The 24,699-nt window shown below is 61.4% G+C and carries 15 protein-coding genes and 7 pseudogenes; 6 read left to right on the top strand and 16 right to left on the bottom strand.

The window, feature by feature from the left end; translation table 11 throughout:
* The first annotated feature begins 122 nt into the window (after window positions 1–122).
* Window positions 123–2,544: pseudogene (locus H9L15_RS19970) on the top strand (glycoside hydrolase family 3 N-terminal domain-containing protein).
* Here the strand turns inward: H9L15_RS19970 and H9L15_RS00715 are convergent.
* The 10 genes and pseudogenes from H9L15_RS00715 to H9L15_RS19275 form a co-directional block, all read right to left on the bottom strand.
* Entirely contained in the window at window positions 2,541–3,413 is an 873-nt protein-coding gene (locus H9L15_RS00715) for a polysaccharide deacetylase family protein (protein WP_187714838.1), read from the bottom strand. The pseudogene H9L15_RS19970 and the gene H9L15_RS00715 sit on opposite strands and share 4 nt — an antisense overlap.
* A 36-nt stretch (window positions 3,414–3,449) precedes the next feature.
* Window positions 3,450–3,980: a beta-xylosidase family glycoside hydrolase gene (locus H9L15_RS16495; RefSeq protein WP_262985000.1), complete on the bottom strand. Its 531-nt coding sequence runs from the start codon at window positions 3,978–3,980 to the stop codon at window positions 3,450–3,452.
* A gap of 207 nt (window positions 3,981–4,187) precedes the next feature.
* Window positions 4,188–5,107: pseudogene (locus H9L15_RS16490) on the bottom strand (family 43 glycosylhydrolase); the annotation flags it as partial.
* Window positions 5,107–6,126 carry a cupin-like domain-containing protein gene (locus tag H9L15_RS00705; protein WP_187714837.1) on the bottom strand — a complete coding sequence of 340 codons (1,020 nt, stop codon included), beginning with the start codon at window positions 6,124–6,126 and terminating at the stop codon, window positions 5,107–5,109. The gene H9L15_RS00705 and the pseudogene H9L15_RS16490, both read right to left, overlap by 1 nt.
* Window positions 6,126–7,601, bottom strand: a pseudogene (locus H9L15_RS00700) (tryptophan halogenase family protein). The gene H9L15_RS00705 and the pseudogene H9L15_RS00700 overlap by 1 nt, the downstream one beginning before the upstream one ends.
* Before the next feature lie 53 nt (window positions 7,602–7,654).
* Window positions 7,655–9,195 (bottom strand): annotated as a pseudogene (locus H9L15_RS00695) (tryptophan halogenase family protein).
* The gene (locus H9L15_RS18295) at window positions 9,192–9,443 is read right to left on the bottom strand and encodes a tryptophan 7-halogenase (protein WP_262984847.1); all 252 of its coding nucleotides are present in this window, start codon (window positions 9,441–9,443) and stop codon (window positions 9,192–9,194) included. Before H9L15_RS18295 ends, H9L15_RS00695 begins: the two are co-directional and overlap by 4 nt.
* 8 nt (window positions 9,444–9,451) lie before the next feature.
* A complete protein-coding gene (locus tag H9L15_RS00690; protein ID WP_262984999.1) occupies window positions 9,452–10,444 on the bottom strand; it encodes a tryptophan 7-halogenase in 993 nt (330 codons plus the stop codon).
* Window positions 10,438–10,656, bottom strand: coding sequence for a tryptophan 7-halogenase (locus H9L15_RS18290; RefSeq protein ID WP_262984846.1), 219 nt, complete (start codon window positions 10,654–10,656; stop codon window positions 10,438–10,440). The genes H9L15_RS00690 and H9L15_RS18290 overlap by 7 nt, the downstream gene beginning before the upstream one ends.
* A pseudogene (locus H9L15_RS19275) lies at window positions 10,657–12,107 on the bottom strand (tryptophan halogenase family protein).
* Window positions 12,108–12,402: 295 nt separating this feature from the next.
* Here H9L15_RS19275 and H9L15_RS16485 point away from each other — a divergent pair.
* Both H9L15_RS16485 and H9L15_RS00680 read left to right on the top strand, forming a co-directional pair.
* Window positions 12,403–13,503 (top strand): TonB-dependent receptor plug domain-containing protein, encoded by a 1,101-nt coding sequence (locus H9L15_RS16485; RefSeq protein ID WP_223276364.1) that lies wholly within the window; start codon window positions 12,403–12,405, stop codon window positions 13,501–13,503.
* Complete coding sequence (locus tag H9L15_RS00680) at window positions 13,386–15,941, top strand: TonB-dependent receptor (protein WP_262984998.1); 2,556 nt, start codon at window positions 13,386–13,388, stop codon at window positions 15,939–15,941. The genes H9L15_RS16485 and H9L15_RS00680 overlap by 118 nt, the downstream gene beginning before the upstream one ends.
* Window positions 15,942–16,007: 66 nt before the next feature.
* Here the strand turns inward: H9L15_RS00680 and H9L15_RS00675 are convergent.
* Window positions 16,008–18,074: pseudogene (locus tag H9L15_RS00675) on the bottom strand (alpha-glucuronidase family glycosyl hydrolase); the annotation flags it as partial.
* A 189-nt stretch (window positions 18,075–18,263) separates the two neighbouring features.
* Between H9L15_RS00675 and H9L15_RS00670 the strand changes: the two are divergent.
* Together H9L15_RS00670 and H9L15_RS00665 are read left to right on the top strand one after the other, a co-directional pair.
* Window positions 18,264–19,400: an endo-1,4-beta-xylanase gene (locus H9L15_RS00670; protein ID WP_223276363.1), complete on the top strand. Its 1,137-nt coding sequence runs from the start codon at window positions 18,264–18,266 to the stop codon at window positions 19,398–19,400.
* 24 nt (window positions 19,401–19,424) lie between these two features.
* On the top strand, window positions 19,425–19,829 hold the full coding sequence (locus H9L15_RS00665; RefSeq protein WP_187714835.1) for a hypothetical protein: 405 nt from the start codon (window positions 19,425–19,427) through the stop codon (window positions 19,827–19,829).
* 122 nt (window positions 19,830–19,951) lie between these two features.
* Here the strand turns inward: H9L15_RS00665 and H9L15_RS00660 are convergent, their stop codons facing one another.
* Together H9L15_RS00660 and H9L15_RS00655 are read right to left on the bottom strand one after the other, a co-directional pair.
* Complete coding sequence (locus H9L15_RS00660; protein WP_187714834.1) at window positions 19,952–20,608, bottom strand: carboxylesterase family protein; 657 nt, start codon at window positions 20,606–20,608, stop codon at window positions 19,952–19,954.
* Between the two features lie 61 nt (window positions 20,609–20,669).
* Window positions 20,670–22,193, bottom strand: coding sequence for a CpaF family protein (locus H9L15_RS00655; RefSeq protein WP_187714833.1), 1,524 nt, complete (start codon window positions 22,191–22,193; stop codon window positions 20,670–20,672).
* 114 nt (window positions 22,194–22,307) lie between these two features.
* Between H9L15_RS00655 and H9L15_RS00650 the strand changes: the two genes are divergently transcribed.
* Complete coding sequence (locus tag H9L15_RS00650; protein ID WP_187714832.1) at window positions 22,308–22,742, top strand: DUF6265 family protein; 435 nt, start codon at window positions 22,308–22,310, stop codon at window positions 22,740–22,742.
* On the opposite strand, the gene H9L15_RS00645 is transcribed toward H9L15_RS00650, so the two are convergent.
* The 3 genes and pseudogenes from H9L15_RS00645 to atpD all read right to left on the bottom strand — a co-directional run bounded on the left by H9L15_RS00645 (window position 22,739) and on the right by atpD (window position 24,616).
* Complete coding sequence (locus tag H9L15_RS00645) at window positions 22,739–22,999, bottom strand: ATP synthase F1 subunit epsilon (RefSeq protein WP_187714831.1); 261 nt, start codon at window positions 22,997–22,999, stop codon at window positions 22,739–22,741. The two genes, H9L15_RS00650 and H9L15_RS00645, sit on opposite strands and share 4 nt — an antisense overlap.
* The gene (locus tag H9L15_RS00640; protein WP_187714830.1) at window positions 22,999–23,184 is read right to left on the bottom strand and encodes a glutathione S-transferase; all 186 of its coding nucleotides are present in this window, start codon (window positions 23,182–23,184) and stop codon (window positions 22,999–23,001) included. The genes H9L15_RS00645 and H9L15_RS00640 overlap by 1 nt, the downstream gene beginning before the upstream one ends.
* A 6-nt stretch (window positions 23,185–23,190) precedes the next feature.
* A pseudogene (gene atpD / locus H9L15_RS00635) lies at window positions 23,191–24,616 on the bottom strand (F0F1 ATP synthase subunit beta).
* Window positions 24,617–24,699 lie beyond the last annotated feature (83 nt).

Here is a 24,699-nt window from a genome sequence, read left to right as displayed (position 1 = left end):
TGCTGGGCTTGTTCACAGAAGCCATTGGCAAACGGCTTAGGTGCGCAATCGCCCCATTGCAACGGCGACGCTCGTCCGTATGGTAGCGCTATCATATTTGGCTGACATCTGGGGAGAGAGTGATGGTCAGGCGCGGCAGTAATCTTTTGCGTATTTCCGCGGTGGTGGCTGGTGCCGCGCTAATCGGCCTGACGGGTGCTTCGAGCATCGCACAGACGCCCGTTTCCAAGAACAGCAATTCGGTTGCGATCTATAAGGACGCGTCGAAACCTGTCGAAGCTCGGGTTGAAGATTTACTCAAGCGAATGACGCTCGAGGAGAAGACTGCGCAGCTGGTCACCCTTTGGGAGCAAAAGGGCAAGATCCAGACCGACGACGGCACATTCTCCCCGGAAGAGGCGTCGCAGAACTTTCCCAACGGGATCGGCCAGATTGCGCGCCCATCCGATCGTCGTGGAGTGACGCAAACCAATGCGGGTGCCGCGGGCGCATCGGCCGGATCGGTGAACCGGAATGCACGCGAGACCGCCGATTATATCAATGCTGCGCAGCATTGGGCCGTCGAGCGCACACGCCTCGGCATTCCGATCCTGATGCACGAGGAGGCTCTGCACGGTTACGTAGCACGCGATGCGACCAGCTTTCCGCAGGCAATCGCACTTTCGAGCACCTGGGATCCCGCACTTCTAGAGCGGGTTTTCTCGGTTGCGGCGCGTGAAATGCGCGCGCGCGGAGCGACGCTTGCGCTGGCGCCGGTTGTTGACGTGGCTCGCGATCCGCGCTGGGGCCGAATCGAAGAAACATACGGCGAAGATCCTTACCTCGTCAGCGAGATGGGCCTGGCCGCCATCCGTGGATTCCAGGGATCGAAGCTGCCGCTGCCTGCAGACAAGATCATGGTCACGCTGAAGCACATGACAGGGCACGGTCAGCCGGAAAGCGGGACGAACATCGGTCCGGCTCATCTGGGTGAGCGCGAGCTTCGCGAAGTCTTCTTTCCGCCATTCGAACGCGCGGTTACAGAACTGCCGGTTCGCTCCGTCATGCCGTCCTACAACGAAATCGACGGCGTCCCTCGCACGCCAACACTTGGCTGTTGACTGGCGTTCTCAAGAACGAGTGGGGGTTCAAGGGAGCCGTGGTCAGCGACTATTTCGCGATCAATGAACTCGTCACCCGGCACCGGATGTTCGCAAACGTCAAGGAGGCCGCAGAGCGGGCAATCAAGGCGGGCGTCGATTCGGAAACACCCGATCCGCAAGGCTTCACGTATCTTCCCGAACTCGTCCGCGAGGGCCGTGTATCGCAAGCGCGAGTCGATGACGCCGTTCGCCGGGTTCTTCGAATGAAGTTCGAAATGGGCCTGTTCGAAAACCCCTACGCCGATGCCGCGACAGCCGATGCGAAGACCGCGTCGCCGGATGCGATTGCACTGGCCCGTGAAGCGGCCCAGCGGTCGATGATCCTGCTGAAGAACACCAACAACTTGCTGCCCCTCGATCCAACCAAGATTCGCAGGATGGCAGTGCTTGGAACTCATGCGCGCGATACGCCGATCGGCGGGTATAGCGATGTGCCTCGCCACGTCGTCAGCGTGCTCGAAGGGATGCAAGCCGCAGGGCAGGGCAAGTTCGCCGTTGACTATGCGGAAGGGGTCCGGCTGACGGAGAGCCGCTGCTGGTCCTGCGACGAGGTCAAACTCATCGACCCGAAGTGAATCGGAAGCTGATTGCCGAGGCGGTTGAGACGGCGCGGAAGGCAGATGTCGTGGTCATGGTGCTCGGTGACAACGAACAGCTCAGCCGCGAAGCTTGGGCGGACAACCATCTTGGCGACCGCTCATCCCTCGACCTCGTCGGGCAGCAGGAAGACTTGGCTCGCGCAGTGTTGGCGCTCAAGAAGCCGACTGTCGTCCTGCTTCTCAACGGCCGTCCGTTGGCGGTGAACTATCTTGCCGCAAATGCGCCGGCGCTGATCGAGGGCTGGTACCTAGGACAGGAGACCGGGAATGCGGTTGCGGACGTCGTGTTCGGCAAGGTCAATCCGGGCGGCAAGCTCCCGGTGACGATCGCTCGTTCGGTCGGGCAGCTTCCGGTTTACTACAACCGCAAGCCGTCTTCGCGCCGCGGCTACCTGTTCGATACAACGTCGCCACTTTATCCGTTCGGATACGGGCTCAGCTATACGACGTTCGATATCTCCGCGCCGCGCATTGCCCGGCCGACGATTCGCAACGGGGAGACAGCGCAGGTCAGCGTCGATGTAACGAACACTGGAAGCCGGCAGGGCGATGAGGTCGTGCAGCTTTACATCCATGATGATCAGGCGACGGTCACTCGACCTCTGATTGAGCTCAAGCGGTTCAAGCGCGTTTCACTGCAGCCGGGCGAAAAGCAGTCCGTTACCTTCGAGCTGAAGCCGAACGACCTTGCGCTTTGGAACATGGATATGAAGCGCGTGGTCGAACCCGGTACGTTCACAATCTCGGCGGGCCCGAACTCTGCCGAGTTGAAGACCGCAACGCTGACGGTTGCTGCTCGCTAGGCCTTGCACATGCTTTCGAGGATCGGCTGGTAGTCGGTCCTCGACGGCAGCGGCCCTTTCGCCGAAGCCTTTCTCTCCAGTCCCTGAGGTTCAGCCGGAAGAGCTGGACTGGTCTGGTCCGCATAGGCCGGGTCCGCTTCCGCCTGTGCCAGGCTTACGAAGGTGAACCCTTCATCCCGGTACAGCTTCAGCAGTCGGGGCAGCATCTTGCCTTCGAACGCGCTGGTGTGGAGCAGGAGGACATATGGAATGTCGCGCCCGTAGACGGTCTTCGAGAGCTGGCGAAAATAGCCGATGTTTTCCCGGGCTGACTCCAGGAACGTTTCTTCCAGCTTGGCGACGCCAGCGACATTGCCGGAATCCATGCATCGCGCATAGGGCGCCGTCCACGCCCAATCGCTGAAGTCCATGGTGACGGCGGCGATCTTGTACCCGTGACGAGCAAGCACTTCCCGCGACGCTGCGCGCTTTTCCGGTGACCCGCCTTCATCTAGGTACGGATAGCGAAACCACCGCCAATCGCCCGTCGAAATCGGCTTCAGCACGGGATCGTTCTTCAGCAGTTCCTGCTCGAATTCCGCGGCGCTGATCTCGCTGAGATGTCGGTGCGCCCAGCCATGATTGGCAAGGGGAAGCGCGGCATCCTTCCAAGCCTGGAGAACCTTGGCGGTCGAAGGATCACGCGCGGTCCAATATCCATTGACGAAGCCGTAGGCCTCGACTTTCTCGGCCTTGAGCGCGGCGATGACTTCGTGAGCGACATTCTCAGGCGTGACAGTTTTCGGGAACGGGCCGTGGACTGGCAGGTCATCGACAGTGATGGCGATTTGCAGTGGTTGTTCCGCGGCGGATGCGCAGCCGGTCGACATCAGAACTGCGATTGCGAACGCGGTACACTGCCTCATCTATCGACCTTTCTCTGAACCGCTGACATCCGGTGATTGATATGCGTGCACGCCGAACATGGTGCCGACGAACCCGCCGGCGCGCTTCGTGCTCAGGACTGTCCCGTCGACGTCCTTCGCAAGCAGGTTCCAGCGATTGCCGTCGTTGCTCCAGCTGAAGTCATATTTGCCGCCGTGCGCATCGATTCGCAGTTGTACGCGGCCCTTTCTGCTCAGTGCAGCCTGTTGGATGATTGCACCCGTCGCAGGATCGCTCGAACCAGCGCGGCGCTTCAGGCGGATAACGGGCTGTCCCTTATCCTCGCCCACCGCGAGGAAGTACCAGAAATCATCGCTCTGAAGCGCGACGACCCCGGCTTCAACGCCCTTCGACGGATCGAACCGGATTTCGGTCGTCGCGGTGGCGTTGAGGTGCTGCTGCCGGCGGGCGAGGAATGAGGGGTTGCCGTTGTCACCAAGCGCGACCGGGCGCGCGCGAAGCTCCAGGGCGCCGCGTCCAATCTTCCACCAATTCTCGCGCGGATTACGCATCATCATCCAGTGCAGCGGCAGCTCCTCTCCGGCGAAATCCTCGCGGAAGACGAACGCTCCGTTCAATGGGACTGGCGGCTTGTCTCCGCCCGGCAGGTTGGGCCGTGCCGCCACCCAGGGAATGGCCTCGCCTGGCTTTGTGATTGTGGGCCAGCCGTCCTTCCAGTGCACAGGCATCAAGAAGGTCTCGCGGCCAGTGTTGTAGAAATCGCCGGCGTACGGGCGCGTAGCGAGGAAGGTCGCCCACCATTCGCCGCGGCTGGTCTGGACGAAGTCGGCGTGGCCGGCGGACGTGATCGGGTTCGGGCGATCGCGCGGCAGATCGCGCTGGGTCAGGATCGGGTTGCCGGGGAACGGCTCGTACGGGCCCGTAACGCTCCGGCTGCGAAGTACGACTTGCGAGTGGCCTTCGGCGGTTCCGCCTTCAGCTGCGATCAAATAGTACCAGCCGTCCTTGCGGAAGATGTGTGGCCCTTCAATCCAGATCGGCTTTTCCTCGGGCCGCACTCCGCCATTGACGAGCAAGGTCCGCGGTCCCGTGAGCTTCAGTGTCTTGGTGTCGAACCGCTGAACCCAGATGGCGCGATGTCCATCGTACAGGGGCTTGCCGGGTGGGGGCTGGTTGTTGACCAGCCAGGCGCTGCCGTCCTCATCGAAAAAGAGGGATGGATCGATCCCGCCTTCGATCTCCGGAAGCCAGGTCGGCTGGGACCATGGCCCGCAGGGTTCTTCGCCGTGATGACGAAATTGCCGCCGCAATCGACGCAGGTGTTGACGATGTAGAAGATCCCGTCGTGCCAGCTAATGGCGGGTGCGAATACGCCGCGCGAAAGGCCGAGCGTCTTGAATTCCAGCTGCTCCGGGCGATCGATTGCGTTTCCGATCTGCGTCCAGTTCACCAGGTCGCGGCTGTGGAAGACAGGGATGCCGGGAAACCAGCTGAAGGTCGAGTTGACGAGATAATAGTCGTCGCCGACACGAGTGATGCTCGGATCCGGATAGAAGCCTTGCAGGATCGGGTTTGAATATTCCGTCGGCGTCGGCTTCGGCAGATTGTCGTCACCGCGATATTCGAACCAGTTGAACGATGCGACCGAGGCTGCGGCAAGCAGCAGGTTCGTTAGCATCAGAGGCCTTCCGCAATCTGTTTCAGGGTCATTCGCATCCGCTCGAGAAGCTGCGGCGTGAGATCGCCAAGCACGCCGCGAGCATGGGCGGGCAGATGCTCGGCGGGGTCGCCGTTCGCTTCGAACACGTAGTGGTCGAACAGGGTTCGCCAGACATCGCGCTGATCAGGCGGCAGATGTTTCAGGGCGAAGAACGCATACATCAGTGCATCGTAAGGCTGGCCTAGGCCGGGTCGAGTATCGTTCCACCAATAGTTCACGAAGAAATTGAAGGGCTCCAGCGATTCAACGCCGTGCCACCATTGGTACGGAATGTAGATGGCGTCTCCCGGCCTCAGCTCAGCTGTTTGAGCGCTGGAGAGCGCGTCGGCGAAGCGCGGAAACCGCTCGAAGTCGGGTTCATTCAGATTGACGATGCTGATCGGAGTGCCCGCCGGCGTCAGCTCGAAAGGTCCCGCGTACAAATTGGCGATCTGATCGGGCGGAAAGAGTGTGAACTTGCGTCGTCCGGCGACGACCACACCCAAGTTTTCGAAAAGGTCGTAGTGCGGCGCGACGTGAATTCGATTTCCGATCCACATTCGCGGTGCGACGCTCGAATTGACCAATTCGGTCCCGTTCTCATCGGCGAAGCCGGGCAAGACCTTCGGGATGATTTCGGACTGGACCGCCATGGCCATCGGCGCGTCGGCCTGGCGGTCGCGCAGTAGTCGATCGAGAAACGGATCCAGCGCCGTTTGCCCTCGCTGGAAATTCAGGTCCTTGAGATCATCCGTATAGAAGAAATGACCTGCGATCTCGGACGGCCCGCGAATTGCGGCGACACGCGCCTCGGATGAGAATCGCTTGACGTAATCGACCAGAGATTCGTCGGACTTTTTCGCCGCAGCCACCGCGGGCCAGTCGGCGGCGATTCCGCGTAGAACCGCGGGTTGTCGCGATGGGCGGATTTCTCCCTCCAACACGGAGGCGTCTACCTCGTCATATTCGCGGATTGGCTTCGGTTCCGGGACATCCATCAGGAGGCGCGCCGCGCGGTCACATTGCTGAGCCCGCCGATCTGCCTGAGGAAGTCGTCCTGCATGGGCATCATCCGTGCCGTGTTGGCAATGACTTCCCGGATATGGACCAGGCGCTTCAGCGTCTCGTCATCCGGCAGGATATCGGCCGCCGGGTGATAGCTTTCCGCTTCGATGCCCTGGCCGACCATCACGGCTAGCCAGCTGGTCTCAGTGAACAACTCGTTGTGCTCGCGGTAGATCCGTCCGTTGGCCCGGAACATGTCCAGCTTGTACGCGAGGCCTTCCGGCGGCTCGAGCGTGCGACAGTAATTCCAGAAGTCTGAATCGTCGCGCGTCGTTGCTTTGTAATGCAGGACGAGGAAGTCGCGGATGTCGATATATTCCTTGATCGTCTGATCGTTGAAGCGGTCAATTTCCTCTTCATCGAATCCGCGCGAGGGAAGAGCGACATCAACCGGGCAATGCCGGATTGGACGAGGTGGATGCTGGTAGATTCTAGTGGTTCGAGGAATCCCCCGGCGAGGCCGAACGCGACGACGTTCTTAACCCATGGCTTTCTGCGATGTCCGGCCGTGAAGCGGAGCGGGCGCGGGTCGGCAAGTGCCTCGCCGTCGAGGTTGGCGAGCAGGACCGAGGCGGCTTCGTCGTCTGAAATATGCGCGCTCGAGTAGACGTAACCGTTGCCGATGCGATGCTGGAGCGGGATCCGCCATTGCCAACCCGCCGACCGCGCGGTCGAGCGCGTCAAAGGCTGATGATCGCCTCCGAGTTCGCAAGGCGCGGCAAGCGCGCGATCGCAGGGGAGCCACGCCGACCAATCCTCGAAGCCGCTCTTTAGGGTCTGCTCGATCAGGAGTCCGCGGAAGCCGGAACAATCGATGAAAAGCTCGCCCTCGACACGCTTCCCGCTTTCAAGGACGACAGCTTCAACGAAGCCAGTCTCGGCGTTTTGAACGACTTCGACGATCCGCCCCTCGGTACGGGTGACACCGGCCGCTTCCGCCATTTTGCGCAAGTACCGCGCATAGAGGCTCGCATCGAACTGGAAGGCGTAAGCAATCTTGGACAGAGGGAGTTCGGCTGGTCGGAACGGGGATGTGAGAACTTCCCCATGACTCCGGCAATGCCGCCGAGCGAGTAATCGCCAAGCGGAGTGTCATCGCCCAGCATCCGGCCCTTGAGCCAGTGATGGTGGAATTCCACCCCTTCATGTCGAGCCCGTAATAGCCAAACGGATGGACGTAGCGGTGCCCGATATGAGTCCAGTCGACGAATTCGATTCCGAGCTTGTACGTCGCGTTGGTTTCGCGGCAGAATTCGCCTTCGTCGATTTCCAGTAGCTGGTTGAACAACGTAATTTGCGGGATCGTTGCTTCGCCAACGCCAACGGTTCCGATCTCCTCGGATTCCACCAGCTCGACTTTGAAGTCGGGAATGTCTCCCATGATCTTCGACAGGGCCGCGGCGGACATCCAGCCTGCTGTGCCACCGCCGACGACGACCACCTTGCGGATGCGGTCGGGCCTCAAAAGATGAACTCCGGGAGCTCGGGTTCGGAGCGACGTCGATGGCCCAGGATTTCCGCGAGAAATTCGCCGTGGCTCGGAAGCCTTTCGGCGGCCTGGAGATTGGCCAGCCGCATCTGCTCCAGCGCGGCCGCAACCTTCTGCTCGTCCAGCGCGTCCGCGATCGGATCGTAGCTCTCTGGCAGGATGCCTTGCCCCAACATCACCGCGACCCAGCTCGTGCGTGCGAACAACTCTGCATTCTCCCGGAATATGCGGGCCTTGGAGCGCCACAGATCGATCTTCCGCTGAAGGCTGTCCGGCAATTCCATGGCTGCGCACGATTTCCAGAAGTCCGAGTCCGTGCGGCGGTTCGCCCAGTAATGGAGAATGACGAAGTCGCGGACGTCTTCGAACAGGTTTTGAATCTGCTGGTTATATTCATCGCGCTCGATCGGGCTGAAGCGCTTGTCCGGGAATAATGCGAGCAGCCGGGCGATCCCGGCCTGGATCAGGTGGATGCTGGTCGATTCAAGCGGCTCGACGAAGCCGCTGGCCAGCCCCAGCGCCACGACGTTCTTGTTCCACGCGAGAAGCCGCCGACCGGTGGTGAACGAAAGTGCACGCGGGTCGGCTAGTTGTTCGCCTTCCAGGTTGTCGAGAAGGAGCTGGGCCGCATCGTCATCGGAGATATGCGCGCTGGAATAGACCAGGCCGTTGCCCATCCGGTGCTGCAGCGGGATGCGCCATTGCCAGCCGCTGCCGTGTGCGGTGGATCGCGTGAACGGATCGGGCTGTCCGTCATAGGTGCTCGGCACTGCCAGCGCCCGATCACAGGGCAGCCAGTGGGTCCAATCTTCGTATCCGGTCTCGAGATCCTGTTCGATCAGGAGTCCGCGAAAGCCGGAACAGTCGATGAAAAGATCGCCCTCGATGGTCCGGCCATTGTCGAGGGTGACGGCTTCGACGAACCCGTCCTCGCCACGCAGGCGCGTCTCGACAATTTTGCCCTCGATCCGGCGGACACCGAGGCGCTCGGCGTAGCTGCGCAGGTATGCGGCATACAGGCTGGCGTCGAAATGGAAGGCATGCGTCATCCCCGACAACGGGGACGCGTTTCGGGACCAGGTCTGGCGCAACGGCCAAGCGACGATGCCACTGCGGTAATCGACCAGGCGGAGATATCCTGCATCACTCGCTGGCTTCGTTCGCGCAGGTAGAGTTGGTGGAAATGAACACCCTGCAGGTCGTGCCCGTAGTTCCCGAACGGGTGGAAGTAGCGATGTCCGATCTGCCCCCAGTTCACGAACTCGATCCCGAGTTTGAACGTGCCCTTGGTTGCCGCGAGGAACTCGTCTTCGTCGATGCCGAGCATGGCGTTGAAGTTGACCAGCGGCGGAATGGTCGCTTCGCCCACTCCAATGGTGCCGATGTCCTCGGACTCGATCAGGCTTGTCTGCGTGTATCCATTGTCGAGATAACGCGAGAGCGCCGCAGCCGCCATCCAGCCGGCAGTGCCGCCGCCGACGATAACGACATTGCGGATACTATGCTCGTTCATCGCGGCTCCTGCCTGGCGAGATTGCGGAGGTAGTTTGCGTGCGATGGCGCCCTTGCGACAACCGCGCTGATGGCGTCACGCATTTGCTGCATGGCTCGCGCCGATTCACTCGTGGTCATCTCGTCGAGCAGCGGGTCGGATCGGCGCGGAAACACGCCCTGGCCGATCAGGACCGCCGCCCAGCTGTCACGAGCGAAGGTCTCTTCCTCATAAAACGGAAGCCGGCCGCGTTCGCGAAACTGGGTCAACGTATGCTCTAGCGAAGCGGGCAGGGCCGCGTTGAGGCGTCTGTCCAGAAGGCCTCATCCGGGCGGTGCGAGGCCACGTAATGGAGCATGACGAAATCGCGAACGCGGTCCGCTTCTGCATTGGTCTGCCGGTTGTAATCCCACAGCTCCACCGGGGAGCAATCCGTGTCCGGCATCATCGCGACGAGACGATCGATCGCGCTGTGAGCCAGATGAAGGTTGGTCCATTCGAGGGGCTCGATTGAAACCGCCGCGTCCCCGATCGCCACGCAGTTACGGAACCATGGCTCTGAATATCGTCCCGGCCGGATTTCAATCCGCTCCGCATCGTCCAGTATCGCATTCGCGTCATCATCGGCGAGGTGCCGGGAGGAGTAGGTCACGCCCTCGGTCCGGCGCGATGGTGATGAGGCTTCCCATCGCCAGCCTGCATTGAACGTGCGCACCTGGTCTAAAGACGAAGCCTCTGCTCCGGCGGGTCGATCGGAGATCAAAAGGCGGTCGCAGGGGAGGTAGCTGCTCCACTCCTCGATGACTCGATCCAGCTTTCCTCGGATCGTCGCATCAGGTCCCGAAGCGTCGATGTAGAGGTCGCCTGCTATTTCCGCTCCGTCGCTTAACGCCAGCGCGTCGATGAAGCCGTCTTCGGACCGGAGGCGAACCTCGCCGATTTCGGACACTAACTCCTTGGCTCCGAGATGCGTCGCGTAGGCGCGCATCATCTGGCCGTAGACCGGTGGGTCGATCGTCAGGCCGTAGGCGAGATCCATTTGGCCGTCCGTCGCGGAGAACTTCCCCTCGGCACCGAGTGCGGCAGCACAGCAAAAAGCGTCGAACAATTCGACATCCCCAAGCTCCCTCGCGCGGAGCCAATGCTGGTAAAAAGGGGAGGCGCCCAATTGCCGGCCATAAGGGCCGTAGGCATGCACATAATTTGGATGTTCGACCGACCATCCCCGGAACTCAGTGCCGAAGCGAAGGCCGCTCTTGGCGTTTAGGATCGTGTCGACGTCGTTAAGACCGATGTCGGCGTGGAAATCGACGATCGATGGAAGCGTGCAGGGCAGACGGTCGGCCAGTGCATCCGGCGAGGGGCCGTCGCAATGACAGTTACGTCAAGCGTCGGGATGCGGCGCTTCAACGCGGCGGCGGCCGACCAACCGACGATGCCGCCGCCGACAATAACAATCGTCGAGATCGATCGTGGACCCATTCAGGCGGCCATCGGGCAATAGCGCCCAATCATGTCGATATGGTTGGGCATGGTCTGCGCGGCATGAAGAACTTCGGCACGGAGCTTCTCCATCCCGGCTGCAAGCGATTCGGGGTCAGGACCATTGACCCGCATATCGTGGCCCTGCGGAATGACTCGCTGGCCGAGGTAAACGGCAATCCAGCTCGCCTCCAGGAAGACGCCTTCGCGATATTTGACGACCCTGCCGCGTCGGCGAAACAGATCAAGCTTTTCGGCGAGCGAGTCCGGAATCGGCATCGTTCGGACATAGTCCCAGAACGGCGTGTCCGACCGTTCAGTCGCATGGTAATGCAGGATCAGGAAATCCCGGATCCGGTCATATTCCAGATCGATCAGCCGGTTGAATTCGTCCCGGTCTGAGGGCGCGATCTGCTTTTCCGGGAACAGTTCGATCAAAGCGGTGATCGCTGCCTGGATAAGATAGATGCTAGTCGATTCCAACGGCTCAAGGAAACCGCTGGCCAGACCGACGGAAACGCAATTGCCCACCCAGCTCCGCTCGCGACGGCCGGCACGGAAGCGCAACACCCGAGGGTCCGCGATCGGCTCCCCTCAACAGAAGCGACGAGGGCGTCAATCGCCGTCTGCTCGTCGGTAAAGCCACTCGCGTGGACATAGCCATTGCCAGTGCGATGCTGGAGCGGGATCCGCCAGCGCCATCCCGCGTCCATGGCAATGGCGCTCGTATAAGGCGTGACCGCAGTCTCCGTCTTGCAGGGCATCGCGACGGCCCGGTCGCACGGCAGCCACTTCGACCAATCCTGGAAAGGTTCGTTGAGCGTCTTGCCGATCAGCAGCGACGCAAATCCGGAGCAGTCAACGAATAGGTCGCCGGTGATGCGTTCTCCGTTCGCAAGGCGGATCGCCGTGATGTTGCCCGTCTCTCCGTCAATCTCGGCATCGACGATCCTTCCCTCCGTGCGCTGTGCGCCGAGGCTTTCCGCGATCTGGCGAAGGAATGGCGCGAATAGAGTCGCGTCAAATTGGTAGGCGTAATTGAACGTGGACGCGATCTGGGCGGGGTCCGAAGAAGGTAGATCGAACTTGCCCAACCGCGCGATCATGCAGCCGAGCGAATATTGCTCCAGATCTTCCACCGTCCGGCCCTCGTGGACCATTCGCAGCCAATATTGGTGAAAGCCGATGTCGCCCTGCGCGCGGCCGAATGTGCCGAACGGATGGATATAGCTGTCCCCGATCTTGCCCCAGTTCTCGAATTCGATCCCGAGCTTGAAGGTGGCTCGTGTCCTGGCCATGAACTCGGCCTCGTCGATACCGAGCCGCTCATTGAAGCCACGAATGTGCGGCAGTGTCGCTTCTCCGACGCCGACGATTCCGATCTCTTCCGATTCGACGAGATGAACATGACAGCGACCGGGCAGCAACTTCGTCAGCGCTGACGCGGTCATCCATCCGGCAGTGCCGCCTCCGACAATTACGACGTCCAAGCTTGGTTGCGCTAACATTTCTCACCCCAGTCCATGTTGTAAGCGCCTGCTTTCGCCAACGTCAAATGGCTGTTTAACGGTTGCAGAACCTGCAAAAATATCGCGACTTCAATCGCTTATCTCGCATGTGGCAGTTTTGATACATCACTTTGCCCATCAACGAATCTCCCTCTTGCACATGTTAAGCCGCTCGTATTATCGTCCGTGCAGAGAGAGACAGCGCTGGGGCTTGTTAGCGCTAACACGGGGAGAGTTCATGTCGTCACCGGTTATCGGCGGCCAAAGGCTGCAGTTTGGGCTGAACGCATCTCTGCGCTGCGGAGTGTCGGCTTTGGCCATGTGCGTCCTTGGGACCGCTCCGGCTTATGCTCAATCGACAGAGACAACGCCGTCTGAGGCGACCGTCGATGCGACGGCTGCGCAAGATACCGGGACTTCCAGCTCCACGGAAACGACCGACAACACCGATGACAAGGCCATCGTCGTCACGGGCATCCGGCAGAGCCTTGCGAACTCACAGAACATCAAGCGCAACGCCGATACGGTTGTGGACGCAATCACTGCGCAGGACATTGGCGCTCTGCCGGACCGGTCGGTCACCGAGGCGCTCCAGCGCGTTCCTGGCGTTTCGATCAACCGCTTCGCCGGCAGCAACGACCCCGACCACTTTTCGGTCGAAGGTTCAGCCGTTGCGATTCGCGGCCTGAGCTTCGTCCGGTCGGAGTTCAACGGCCGCGATACCTTCGCCACGGGCGTTGGCGGACAGGCCATCAATTTCGCCGATGTGCCGGCGGAACTGCTCGGTTCGGTCGAGGTGTACAAGAACTCGACTGCGGAAATGATCGAGGGCGGACTTTCAGGTGCCGTCAACATGAACCTGCGTTTGCCGTTCGACCAGAAGGGCCTTCGCATCGGCTTCGACCTGGAGGCCAATTACAGCGACCTGGCGGAAAAGTGGTCGCCGGTTGGTTCGATCCTCGTCAGCAACACCTGGGATACCGGCATGGGCCGGATCGGTTTGCTCGGCGCGGTTTCCTACTCGCAGGTGTTCAGCCGCGCGGACGGTGTTCAGATCACCAACTTCCAGGCTCGCGACGGCACGCAGGTTCCGGGTGCGAACAACGGACCGCTGATCTGCCGCAACCCGCTTCCGAGCGACAACGACACCACGACTCTACCTCCGTCAGGCTCGCCGTGCGGGACTGCGGAAACACCGGGGCGGATGGGTTCGCAGATCAGCTGCCGCTCGCATACGCGCCGCTCGGTGGGCAATTCCGCACGCAGGATTTCAACCGCCAGCGCAGGGGCATTGCCGCAGCGGCCCAGTGGGAAAGCCTCGACCGGCGTGCGCTCCTGACAGCGCAGTTCCTCCGTTCGCACGCGACCCAGAAATGGGGCGAGCATACGTTTGAGGCCGCGCCTGACTTGTCCGAATACAATACCTATCCCGCGGGCTGCCAGCCGAACGGCAACGGGCCAGGCGGAACCACCCGCGCCGAATGTCCGGTCGGTGGGTTCCAGAATTATCAGTACGACGACGACGGCATTTTCGAGAGCGGCTACATCACCGTCCCGACGGGCGGCTGGCGTGGCAGCCCGTATGGCGCCGGATGGGGCACGCAAGTCGTTGGCGATCGCGTGCCGGTCGGGGGCATGCAGCACTCGCTGGCTCGTCGTCAGGTCGATGACGACAACAAAGTCACCGACATGGGCGTCAATTTCAAATACAACGTCGACGATCACTGGTCATTCGCTGTCGACGCGCAGCGCGTGAAGGCGAAGCACGACAATCTGGACGTCAGCGTTTTCGGATCGAACTTTGCCGACCAGGAAGTCGACCTGACTGGAAACAGTCCGGACGTCATCCTGCACAAGCCCTTGAATCTCGGAAATCCGACTTCGCCTGAATTGTCGGGCGCGACGGACGACGAATACTTCAGCAATCCTCGCTACACCTTCTGGCGTGCAGCGATGGATCACGCGGAAAAGAGCCGCGGCGATCAGTGGTCGTTCCGCGGCGACATCACCTACAACTTCCTGGATGACGTGCCCTTCTTGCGGCGTGCGAAGTTCGGTGCTCGTTACGCCGACCGCGACCAGACGGTGAAATACTCCACATACAACTGGGGTTCGCTGTCTGAGGTTTGGAGCACTGCGGTGTTCATGGACCAGGTGGGCGGCGCTAACGTCGAACAGTACAGCTTCAACAACTTCTTCCGTGGTGACACCACGCGACCACCGACGGCGAACTATTACGCCGGTGACCTGATCGATGGTTATCAGAACGCGATCGACTTCTTCGAGAGCGTGCAGGCAGCCGGTGTTGCTGGAGGCGGAAGCGCCAACAGTTGGAATTCGCTGGCCAACCGTCCAGGCGTCGTTCCTGGAACGCTGTTCCTGCCGAGCGAAATTCAGGAAGTCAGCGAGACGAACAAGGCCGCGTACGCGATGCTGAACTTCGGCAGCGACGAACCGATCTTTGGCAATGTCCGGCTCGATGGCAACATCGGCATCCGGTACGTGACTACGAAAGTCACATCGCTGGGTTCGATCGGCGTTCCTTCGCAGTCCGCGCTGGGTATCACGAATCCCTTTGCCATTCGCTGCGCCGTTCCGCCGCCGCCTGCGCCGCAGGTGCCGCCGACCGGCGTTTGCCTCCTCGGGCCGGCCGGCTACGCCGACCTGCAGACCTGGGCGACGGGTCAGACGACCGAGGACCTCGCCAAGAATGACTATCATTATTGGTTGCCAAGCCTGAACCTGAAGTTCGGCCTGACCAACGATCTCATCCTGCGTTTCGCGGCCTCGAAGAATCTGGCTCGACCAGAAATGGCGAACATCCGGAACTTCCTGACGATTGGCTCGGACACGAGCGCTGGGTTCCAGTTGACGGCGACGGCGGGCAATCCGTTCCTGAAGCCCGCAATCTCGAAGAATTTCGATGCGAGCCTGGAGTGGTATTTCGCTCGAGTGGGATCGCTGACGTTCAACGCATTCTACAAGACGATCCACAACTTCTTCTTCCAGGACGTCACCAACCGCGACATCACGAGCAACGGCATCACACAGACCGTAATCGTTCGTGGTCCAGCCAACTACGACGGTAACGGCAAGGTGAAGGGTTTCGAGATTGCTTACCAGCAAACCTTCGATTTCCTTCCGGGCCTGCTCAGCGGCTTCGGCATCAACGCCAACTACACGCACATCAAGAGCAAGGGCCTGCCGAACTCGATGCTGAATGGCGGTGCTCCGGTGAACACGCCTCCGGGCGGCGTTTCCGGCAACTTGCCGCTTGAGCAATTGTCGAAGCACAACGTCAATATCGAAGGCTTCTACGAGAAGGGTCCGGTATCCTTCCGTCTCGCCTACAACTGGCGTTCGAAATTCCTGCTGACCGCAGCCGACGTGATCTTCCCGTACGACCCGATCTTTAATGACAAGACCGGGCAGCTGGATGCTTCGGCGTTCTTCTCGGTCACGAAGGACATCAAGGTCGGTGTCCAGGCGGTGAACCTGACGAACGAGGTGACCAAGACCCTCCAGCAATTCACGACAACCGGATTGCTGGGTCCGCGGTCCTACTTCATGAACGATCGCAGGTTCTCGTTCATCCTGCGCGGCACCTTCACGCCGGCGCCGCCGCCGCCACCGGCTCCGCCGCCTCCGCCACCACCTCCGCCGCCGCCTCCGGCGACCCAGACGTGCGCGGACGGGTCAGTGATCCTGGCGACGGATGCGTGCCCGGTTCCGCCGCCTCCGCCTCCGCCGCCGCCGCCGGCTCCAGAGCGCGGATAGCAGAACGGGCGAAAGCCCTCTCCCGGGGCCCTCCGCGTAAACGGAGGGGCCCCTTTTTTTTTCCGATCAGTGCCCTGGGACGTTGGGGAAGGTCAGCGCCTCGTAATAGCCGAGGCTATGCGCAGGAGGTTGCACACCCTCAGGGAGTTGCCGCCCCGACACGTTCGAGAAATAGGCTAGAGAAGCATCGCGCCACCACCGGGCCTCAGCTTCCTGAATCCCGAGGAAGGCGTCGACTTCGTTGAAGCGCTCAGCATCGATCTCACCTTGCAAAGCGCGCCACGTTCGGCGCATCTCCTGCACCCGACTGACGCCATCATCATACCGGAAGGCCAACTCACCCCACAACGAGCGCCCACTTCGCATTCGCTCATCCCAACCCACATGATGGAACCAGAGAAGGTAATCGTCCGGCACGCAGCGGCGATTGCTGAAGCAGCCGGCGACCCGGGGTGAATATTGCGCAACTGCATCGCTTCCGGACTTTGTCCGGTCGAAGCCGATGCCGTCTTTGGCGGCCTTGTGGAAATAGGTCGGGTTCCAGTCCGCACGCTCGAGGTTGTTGACCCAGGGGCCAGGCCCATAGTGATGGCCCGTCGCCATGAGGTGATGAAGCCCGAGCGGCGTCATGTAGTTCACGACTGCTTGTCGCGACCCCATCATCATGCCCACGATTGGTTCGACCACTTTGGGATCGTTGCCCCAAGTCATCCGAACCCATTCCTCAGCTGCCTCACGTGCCGGCAAGCCGTGATCCCAGGCTAGCCGACCGAACGCGTACCAATTGGCCTGGTCGAATTGTGAACCGGTCCAGTTGCGATCCGTGCCGACATTCGAAACACCCGCCATGCCGGCGATCGTGTCGGCGACGGGAGTTCCGCATTTCGGACGGCAGGTGTCGGCCTTCAGCACCTCCTCCCACATGGTCCCGAGAAAGGCGAGGTGGGTCGCAAATCCCAGATACTCCTTGGTGATCTGCGCCTCGAGCACCACTGGCGTCCTGGGCATGGCTCCGAACAGCGGATGGAACGGCTCGCGGGGCTGGAAATCGATCGGCCCGTTCTTGACCTGCAGCATGACATTGGGACGGAAGCTGCCGTCGAGCGGCCGGAACTCATCGAAGGCCTGCTTTGCGCGGTCTTCTCCTGGCTTTGCAGCGTACACGAACGCGCGCCAGATTACCGTTCCACCGTGAGGCTGCAGGGCCTCGGCCAGCATGTTGGCGCCGTCAGCGTGCGTACGGGCGTAATCTTGCGGTCCCGGCTGGCCTTCGGAGTTCGCCTTGACGAGAAAGCCACCGAAATCCGGGATGATCCGGTAGATCTCGTCCGACTTCGCACGCCACCAGGCACGGACCTTCGGATCGACCGGATCCGCGGTCTTCAGCCCGCCCAGCTCCAGTGGCGCGCTGAATCTTGCCGTCAGGAACACGCGGATTCCATATGGCCGGAAAACATCCGCGAGGGCCGCGACCTTGGCCAGGTAGAGGGGCGTCAGGACCTGGGCGTCAGCATTGACGTTGGTCAGCACCGTGGCGTTGATGCCGATCGAGGCATTGGCGCGCGCATAATCCGTGTAGCGCGGGTCTCGCCAGCGAGGCAGCTTTTGCCAATCCCACAGTGAGAAGCCGGAATATCCGCGCTCGACAGTGCGATCCAGGTTGTCCCAATGGTCAAGCATCCGCAGCCGTGACGCGGGCACGTCGCGGATGTTCAGCGTTTCAGCGAGTCGATGTGTCTGCAATTGCCGCAAGAAGGCGAAAGTGCCGTAAAGGACTCCAACTTCGTCATTTGCGGCAATCACCGTCACGCGATTGCCCGAGAGATTGACGCTGCGGATCAGGAACCCATCGCTGCCCAAACCGTCCAGTTTCAGTCCAATTCCTGCGATTACGCGCGACGACGCCGGCGTGCCAATCAGGATCGCGCCGTCCGAGAGGTCGCGTCGAAGAGGGGGCGTTGCGCCGAGCAGACCGCCGATGCCGCGCTGCAATTCTGCGACTGCCGCATTCAATGTCGGCGAGCTCCGCGTCTCGACGATGCTTTGCGCCTGTCGAACGTAGGCTTCTCGCTGCGAGTTCTCGATTGGCCGATAGCGGAGCCAGAGATCGTAGCCATCTTCGGCGCGGGCGGGGTAGCAATCACCACCAACACGCTCAGAGCCAGCAAGGTCACTGCGCTATTCGGAAACCACCTGGCCATCATCTCACATCCGCGTTGAGTGGCCTGTTGCAGCGTGTTAGCGCTATCACAGGAAATTAAGTGTGGATGCAGCGTTATGGACATTGCAAGCAAGCCAACGCAATTTTCGAGGCGCGGAGCATTGGCCGCCGGACTTTCGGCCGCGCTGATCGCTTCGACCGACTCGGCCGTGGCCGCAGGGTCTTCAGCGTCCCTCGACGCGTTCGCGAAGAAGAGCGGCCGCCGTTTTGGTTCGGCCGTGTCTTGGAGCAAGCCCGGCGCCGATCGCGGCAGCTTTGCCAATCCGGCCTACGCGACAATCCTTGAACGCGATTGTTCGCTTCTGGTCCCCGAGAATGAACTGAAGTGGCAGTGGACGCGGCCGGGCCCAACGACTTTCGACTTCCAGCAATTCGACGCAATCGTAGAATATGCGACGAAGCAAGGAATGGCTGTGCGCGGCCACACGCTGTTTTGGACGCCTACAAAATGGTATCCGAAGTGGCTTGAGACTTTCGACTTCGGCCCTCAGCCCAAGGCGGCCGCTGAAGCCCTCCTTGTCAGCCACGTCCGCACAGTTTGCAGTCGCTACGGCAAGCGCATCTACTCCTACGATGTCGTGAACGAAGCGGTGGAACCGGGAACCGGTGAAATCCGGGATACCAACGTCACGCGCGCGATTGGTGGGGAAGCCTTCCTTGACCTCATGTTCCACACCGCGCGTGCCGAAGCCCCTCACGCCCAGCTGGTCTACAACGATTACATGAGTTGGGAGCGCAACAGCGAAGACGAGACCCACATGCGCGGCGTGCTTAAGCTGCTAGAGGGTTTCCGAAAGCGCGGGACACCGGTCGATGCGCTTGGCATCCAATCCCACATCCGTCTGCTGAAACAGGGGCCAGTCGCAGACATCGTGAAAGAGTCTGAAGGTCCTTGGCGCCGCTTCGTGGATGAGGTCGTCGGCATGGGCTACAAACTGGTCATCACGGAATTCGACGTGAACGACCGCATGGCACCTACCGATATCACCCAGCGCGATCGCATGGTGGCAGACTATGCCAAGGCGTACCTCGACCTGATGCTGAGCTATTCGCAGCTTCGCGATATCCTCGCCTGGGGAATGGTTGACCGATACAGCTGGCTGAATGGATTCGATCCGCGAGCGGACAAGACCATGAAGCGCGGGACGCCATACGATGCAAACTTCCGCCCGAAGCCGCTGTACGATGCAATCGGAAACGCGTTCGCCTCAGCCCCGGTTCATGCATCGGCAGTATGATTCTCGCTTCTCGGGAGAACAGCCATGAAGATAGCGATTTCACTGGCGCTGGTAGGCATGACCGCGGCTGGAGCTGCGTTGGCGGCTAATCCGACCGCTGAACCCTCCGCGACGACAAAAGCGAATAGGTGCGTTCCGCTGGATCAGATTGTCGGTCGGCGGACTGTTGGCCCCAATGCGATGGAGTTCGACGTCGTTGGCGGGGTCACCTATCGCAGCGAGCTGGCGAGACCATGCGCCGGCGTGGAACGGCTGGGATCCAGCGCGGCAATCGCGATCACGACCGGGGCTGAAACGGGCGACATTTGCGAAGGAGATCGCGTCAAGATCTTCGATCCGGTGGAAGTGCAGGCGACCGGGCTTCGCAATTATCCGCATTGCCAGCTCGGAAAGTTCACCGTCGTCAGCGTTCCAACCCGGAAGCCGTAGTCCGCAGGCCTATCTCGAAGGCTTCGGCGGCACCGGTTTCCGCTGTTCCAACAGCCACATCCAGAGTGCAGGATCGTTGTAGGCAGGCACCCACGACCAGTGATCGGTGTTCGGATAGATCGTCAGCCGTGGGGCAGGGGTTGAACCGCACTTCTTGAGCGCGTCGACCATCTCGAAGTCGCCGCGCGTGTCGACGGCGTCGTCATGGTCCCCGTGGAACGCCCAAATGGGCACGTCCTTGGCATTGCACGCATTCTTGGGATCCCGAACGCGGCGACTGGCGCCAGTGCAGCGAAATGTTCCGGATGGGTTGTGCCCCATTCCCAAGTGGCGATCCCACCAAGACTGAGACCGGTGAGGTAGACACGCGAGGGATCGACCCGGAGGGTCTTCATGGCGTGCGTCAGGATCGCCTCCAGCGGCTCGACCGGCCAATAGCGGCCGACCGTCGCCGATTGCTCCGGAAGCTGCGGCGAGATGACAATGAACGGAAAGGCGGGGTCCTTTTCCACCAGCATGGGTGGCCCGTGCTTCTTCACGACATTGATGTCGGTACCGCGCTCGCCAGACCCATGCAGGAAAATGAGCAGCGGCCAGCGATCAGTACCGCTCTCGTTGTAGCCCTTCGGAACGAACAGCAAATAGGGATAACCGTCATCCGCCACAGGCGGCTGGGCGGTCTGGCCCTCGACGGCGGGCGGTTGCGAGGCAGGTTTCCTGGCTTCCGCCAGCGTCGGCAGGCTTAGGACAAGGCAGGCGAGGGCGATGGACAAACGCATACGGCGGCTCCTTGAACAGAACCGCCGCAACGTTGCACAGCAATCGGCGAAAAACGATGCCTTAGAGGCAGGCCTCCAGATACGGCTGATCGAAGCCGTACTGCTTGGCCTTGTCGAGCGTGTAGGGGCGCAGGCCCATCGAGCGGTATTCGCCGACGATCTTTCCGTCCGCTGTCTCGTCTAGATACTCGAACTTGAACAGCTCCTGCGTGACGATGACGTCGCCTTCCATGCCGATCACTTCGGTGATGTTGGTCGTGCGGCGCGAACCGTCGCGGAGGCGCTTCACCTGGACGATCAGGTCGACCGAGTCGGCGATCTGGCGGGAGATCGCCTCCTTCGGAATCTTGATGTCGGACATCATGACCATGTTTTCCATACGGGCCAGGCATTCGCGCGGGCTGTTGGAGTGGAGCGTGGCCATCGAGCCGTCGTGGCCCGTGTTCATGGCGGCCAGAAGGTCGAAACACTCCTGACCACGAATTTCGCCGAGGATAATGCGGTCGGGACGCATACGCAGGGCGTTGATGACGAGGTCGCGAATGGTGATCGCACCTTGTCCCTCGAGGTTGGCCGGACGGGTTTCCAGCGGAAGCCAGTGGGGCTGCTGGAGACGAAGCTCGGCCGCGTCTTCGATCGTGATCACGCGCTCGCCCGGGTCGATCATCTTCGACAAAGCGTTGAGCATGGTCGTCTTACCGGAACCGGTACCGCCGGAAATGACCACGTTCATGCGGCTGGCGCCTGCGATCTTCAGCACCGTCGCCATCTTCTCCGACATCGAGCCGAAGCCCTTCATCATGTCGAGCGTGATCGGCTTCTCGGAGAACTTACGAATGGAGATGGCCGTACCGCGGAGCGACAGCGGCGGAATGATGACGTTGACGCGGCTGCCGTCCTGGAGGCGGGCGTCGGCGAGCGGCGTCGTCTGGTCGACGCGGCGACCGACCTTGTTCACGATGCGCTGGGCGATCTGGAACAGGTGCTCCTCGTCGCGGAACTGGATCTGGGCCAGCTCAAGCTTGCCTTTGCGCTCGACGAACGTCTGGTCGGGTCCGTTGACCATGATGTCGCTGACGGCCGGGTCGGCGAGGAGCTCTTCGAGAGGCCCAAGGCCGAGAAGCTCGTCAACCAGCACTTTCTCGAGGGCGAACTGCTCGCGGCGGTTCAGGGTGATCTTCAGCTCGGCGAGGACTTCGCCGATGATCGGACGGAATTCCTCCGCCAGCTCATCCTTGCTCAGCGTCGCAGCGGCTTCGGGGTCGACACGTTCCAGAAGGCGCGGGAGCACCTGCTCCTTGATACGGTGAACTGCTGCTTCGAATCCTTCGGTCTTGCTGCTTGCAGCATCGCCGCTGGCGTTCTGACGGCTGTTGAGCCTGTCCATCGCCGCCGTACCGGCATGAGTCGGCTCGGAAGCGCTGTCGAAGCTCTCGGTTAGGTCGTCGACTGGCGGAAATTGCTCAGCCTCATCCGGCACAGACGAGGAAGCACCACCCGACGACGATTTCATCGGTTTGGCGACACCGAACTGAGGACGACCATTGCCGCCGCCCAAGCCGCCACGTTTGCCGAATGCGTTCATTCTTAACCCGTTTCCTGCGGTTCCGCCGAAATCAGGAATGGTGAATAGGACTCAAACTTTTAGAAAAAGCTAACCGACTTTAGTTTGGCCCGCGATGAAGGGAGGGGTTTTGGCATGCTGTTGATGCTTGCGGCGTTCGTGGCGGAGGTTACTCCGCGTCCGGTCTTGCCGGTGTGGCTTACCGGGTGCTGGGAAAGCGAGGCGCACGGCAAGTGGATCGAGGAGTGCTGGAACGATCCCCGGGCGGGAATCATGATGGGAAGCGGTCGTAGCGGTCGCGCAGACGCGCTCGCAGACTGGGAAGTCATGCAGATCCAAATCGACCCAGCGTCATCGAAAATGACATTTTATGGCTCGCCCGAAGGCCAGAATCGAACCGCCTTCGAGTGGACGCCGAGCTCAGAGTCCGGAGTGACATTCGTCAATTCCGAGCACGATTACCCGCAGAAGATTCGCTACTGGCGTGAGGGCAGGGAGCTTGTCGCCGAAGTGTCACTGGCCGACGGCGGCAAGGCCCGTCGCTGGCGTTACCAGCCGAAGACGGATTAGGTGCCCGCGCTCTCGGCGAGCACGGTCAGGCCATTTTCGCTGACCTCGGCGAAGCCGCCCGTGACTGGGATGCGCTCCGGCTGGCTGCCGGCGGTGCGGTAGACGGCGAGTTCACCGTCCCGCAGCGTCGTCATGTAAGGCGCGTGGCCGGCGAGGATACCCGACTGGCCTTCGGTGCCGGGAACGACGACCATGTAGACGTCGTCCGACATCACCAAGCGCTCTGGCGTCACGAGCTCGAACTTGAGATCGGCCATTATTCCTTACCTTCAATCGCCGCGTCGAACGCGCTTGCTGCCTTTTCGAACTTGTCGCGGCAGCCGGTGTTACAGAAGCCGACGACCTTGCCCTTGTAGAGCGCCAGGCTGTCGGCGCTGACCGGCTCGCCCGACCAAGGGCACGTCTCGTTGACGCAGTCCTCGATGGCAAGCCGATCGGCCATTTTCGCTTAGGCTTCCTGAGCCAGCTTCTCGGCCTTGGCGACCGCTTCATCGATGCCGCCGACCATGTAGAACGCTGCTTCCGGAAGATGGTCGTATTCGCCTTCGACGACTGCCTTGAACGACTTCACCGTGTCTTCGACCTGCACGAACTTGCCCGGGATGTTGGTGAACACCTCTGCGACGTGGAACGGCTGCGACAGGAAGCGCTGGATCTTGCGGGCGCGGCTGACGACCAGCTTATCCTCTTCGGAAAGCTCGTCCATGCCGAGGATCGCGATGATGTCCTGCAGCGACTTGTACTTCTGCAGCGTCTCCTGAACCGCACGAGCCACTTCATAGTGCTCCTGGCCGACGACGGCCGGGTCAGAACGCGGCTGACGGAATCGAGCGGATCGACGGCCGGGTAGATGCCCAGCTCCGAAATCGCGCGGCTTAGCGTGGTGGTTGCATCCAAGTGGGCGAACGACGTCGCCGGCGCCGGGTCGGTCAAGTCGTCCGCCGGCACGTAAATGGCCTGCACCGAGGTGATCGAGCCCTTGTTGGTCGACGTGATGCGCTCCTGAAGGGTGCCCATGTCGGTCGCCAGGGTCGGCTGGTAGCCCACGGCCGAAGGAATGCGGCCGAGGAGCGCCGACACTTCCGAACCCGCCTGAGTGAAGCGGAAGATGTTGTCGACGAAGAAAAGAACGTCCTGCCCTTCCTGGTCGCGGAAATATTCGGCCTGGGTGAGGCCCGAGAGAGCGACGCGGGCGCGGGCGCCCGGCGGCTCGTTCATCTGGCCGAACACGAGGGCGACCTTGGAGCCTTCCGGCGTCGGGTTGCCGTCGGCATCCTTTGCGATGACGCCCGCCTCGAGGAACTCGTGGTAAAGGTCGTTGCCTTCACGGGTCCGCTCGCCGACGCCGGCGAACACCGACACGCCGCCGTGGCCTTGGCGATGTTGTTGATCAGCTCCTGGATGAGCACGGTCTTGCCGACGCCGGCGCCACCGAACAGGCCGATCTTGCCGCCCTTCGCGTACGGAGCGAGGAGGTCGATGACCTTGATGCCGGTGACGAGGATGGCGGCTTCGGTCGACTGGTCGACGAATGCCGGAGCCTCGGCGTGGATCGGAGCGGACAGGTCGCTGCCGATCGGGCCGCGCTCGTCGATCGGCTCGCCGATGACGTTCATGATGCGGCCGAGCGTCTTCGGTCCGACCGGCACGCGGATCTGCGAGCCCGTTGCGCGGACGATCTGGCCACGGGTGAGACCGTCGGTCGAGTCCATCGCGATGGTGCGGACGATGTTCTCGCCAAGGTGCTGGGCAACCTCAAGGACGAGCCGGCCGCCCTGGTTCTCCGTCTCGAGAGCCGCGAGGATCGGGGGAAGTTCGCCTTCGAACGCGATGTCGACGACGGCGCCGATGACCTGCGCGACGCGGCCGGTCAGGTTGCCGGTCTGCTGCTCGACTGCTCCGCCGGCGCCCGTGGCGGATCCGGCGTCGCCCTTCTTGGCGCGGCTGCGGGTCTTGG

It is taken from the genome of Sphingomonas daechungensis (assembly GCF_014489495.1).
Lineage (GTDB): Bacteria > Pseudomonadota > Alphaproteobacteria > Sphingomonadales > Sphingomonadaceae > Sphingomicrobium > Sphingomicrobium daechungense.
This window is presented reverse-complemented; position numbering and strand designations above follow the sequence as displayed.

Bases quoted from the DNA above. Each gene is read 5' to 3' on its own strand.
- H9L15_RS00660 (WP_187714834.1), bottom strand. From the start codon at position 20,608: ATGCGTTTGTCCATCGCCCTCGCCTGCCTTGTCCTAAGCCTGCCGACG.
- H9L15_RS16485 (WP_223276364.1), top strand. From the start codon at position 12,403: ATGTCGTCACCGGTTATCGGCGGCCAAAGGCTGCAGTTTGGGCTGAAC.
- H9L15_RS00645 (WP_187714831.1), bottom strand. From the start codon at position 22,999: ATGGCCGATCTCAAGTTCGAGCTCGTGACGCCAGAGCGCTTGGTGATG.
- H9L15_RS00665 (WP_187714835.1), top strand. From the start codon at position 19,425: ATGAAGATAGCGATTTCACTGGCGCTGGTAGGCATGACCGCGGCTGGA.
- H9L15_RS00650 (WP_187714832.1), top strand. From the start codon at position 22,308: ATGCTGTTGATGCTTGCGGCGTTCGTGGCGGAGGTTACTCCGCGTCCG.
- H9L15_RS00640 (WP_187714830.1), bottom strand. From the start codon at position 23,184: ATGGCCGATCGGCTTGCCATCGAGGACTGCGTCAACGAGACGTGCCCT.
- H9L15_RS16495 (WP_262985000.1), bottom strand. From the start codon at position 3,980: ATGCGTAATCCGCGCGAGAATTGGTGGAAGATTGGACGCGGCGCCCTG.
- H9L15_RS00655 (WP_187714833.1), bottom strand. From the start codon at position 22,193: ATGAACGCATTCGGCAAACGTGGCGGCTTGGGCGGCGGCAATGGTCGT.
- H9L15_RS00715 (WP_187714838.1), bottom strand. From the start codon at position 3,413: ATGTCGACCGGCTGCGCATCCGCCGCGGAACAACCACTGCAAATCGCC.
- H9L15_RS18290 (WP_262984846.1), bottom strand. From the start codon at position 10,656: ATGGGTCCACGATCGATCTCGACGATTGTTATTGTCGGCGGCGGCATC.
- H9L15_RS00705 (WP_187714837.1), bottom strand. From the start codon at position 6,126: ATGGATGTCCCGGAACCGAAGCCAATCCGCGAATATGACGAGGTAGAC.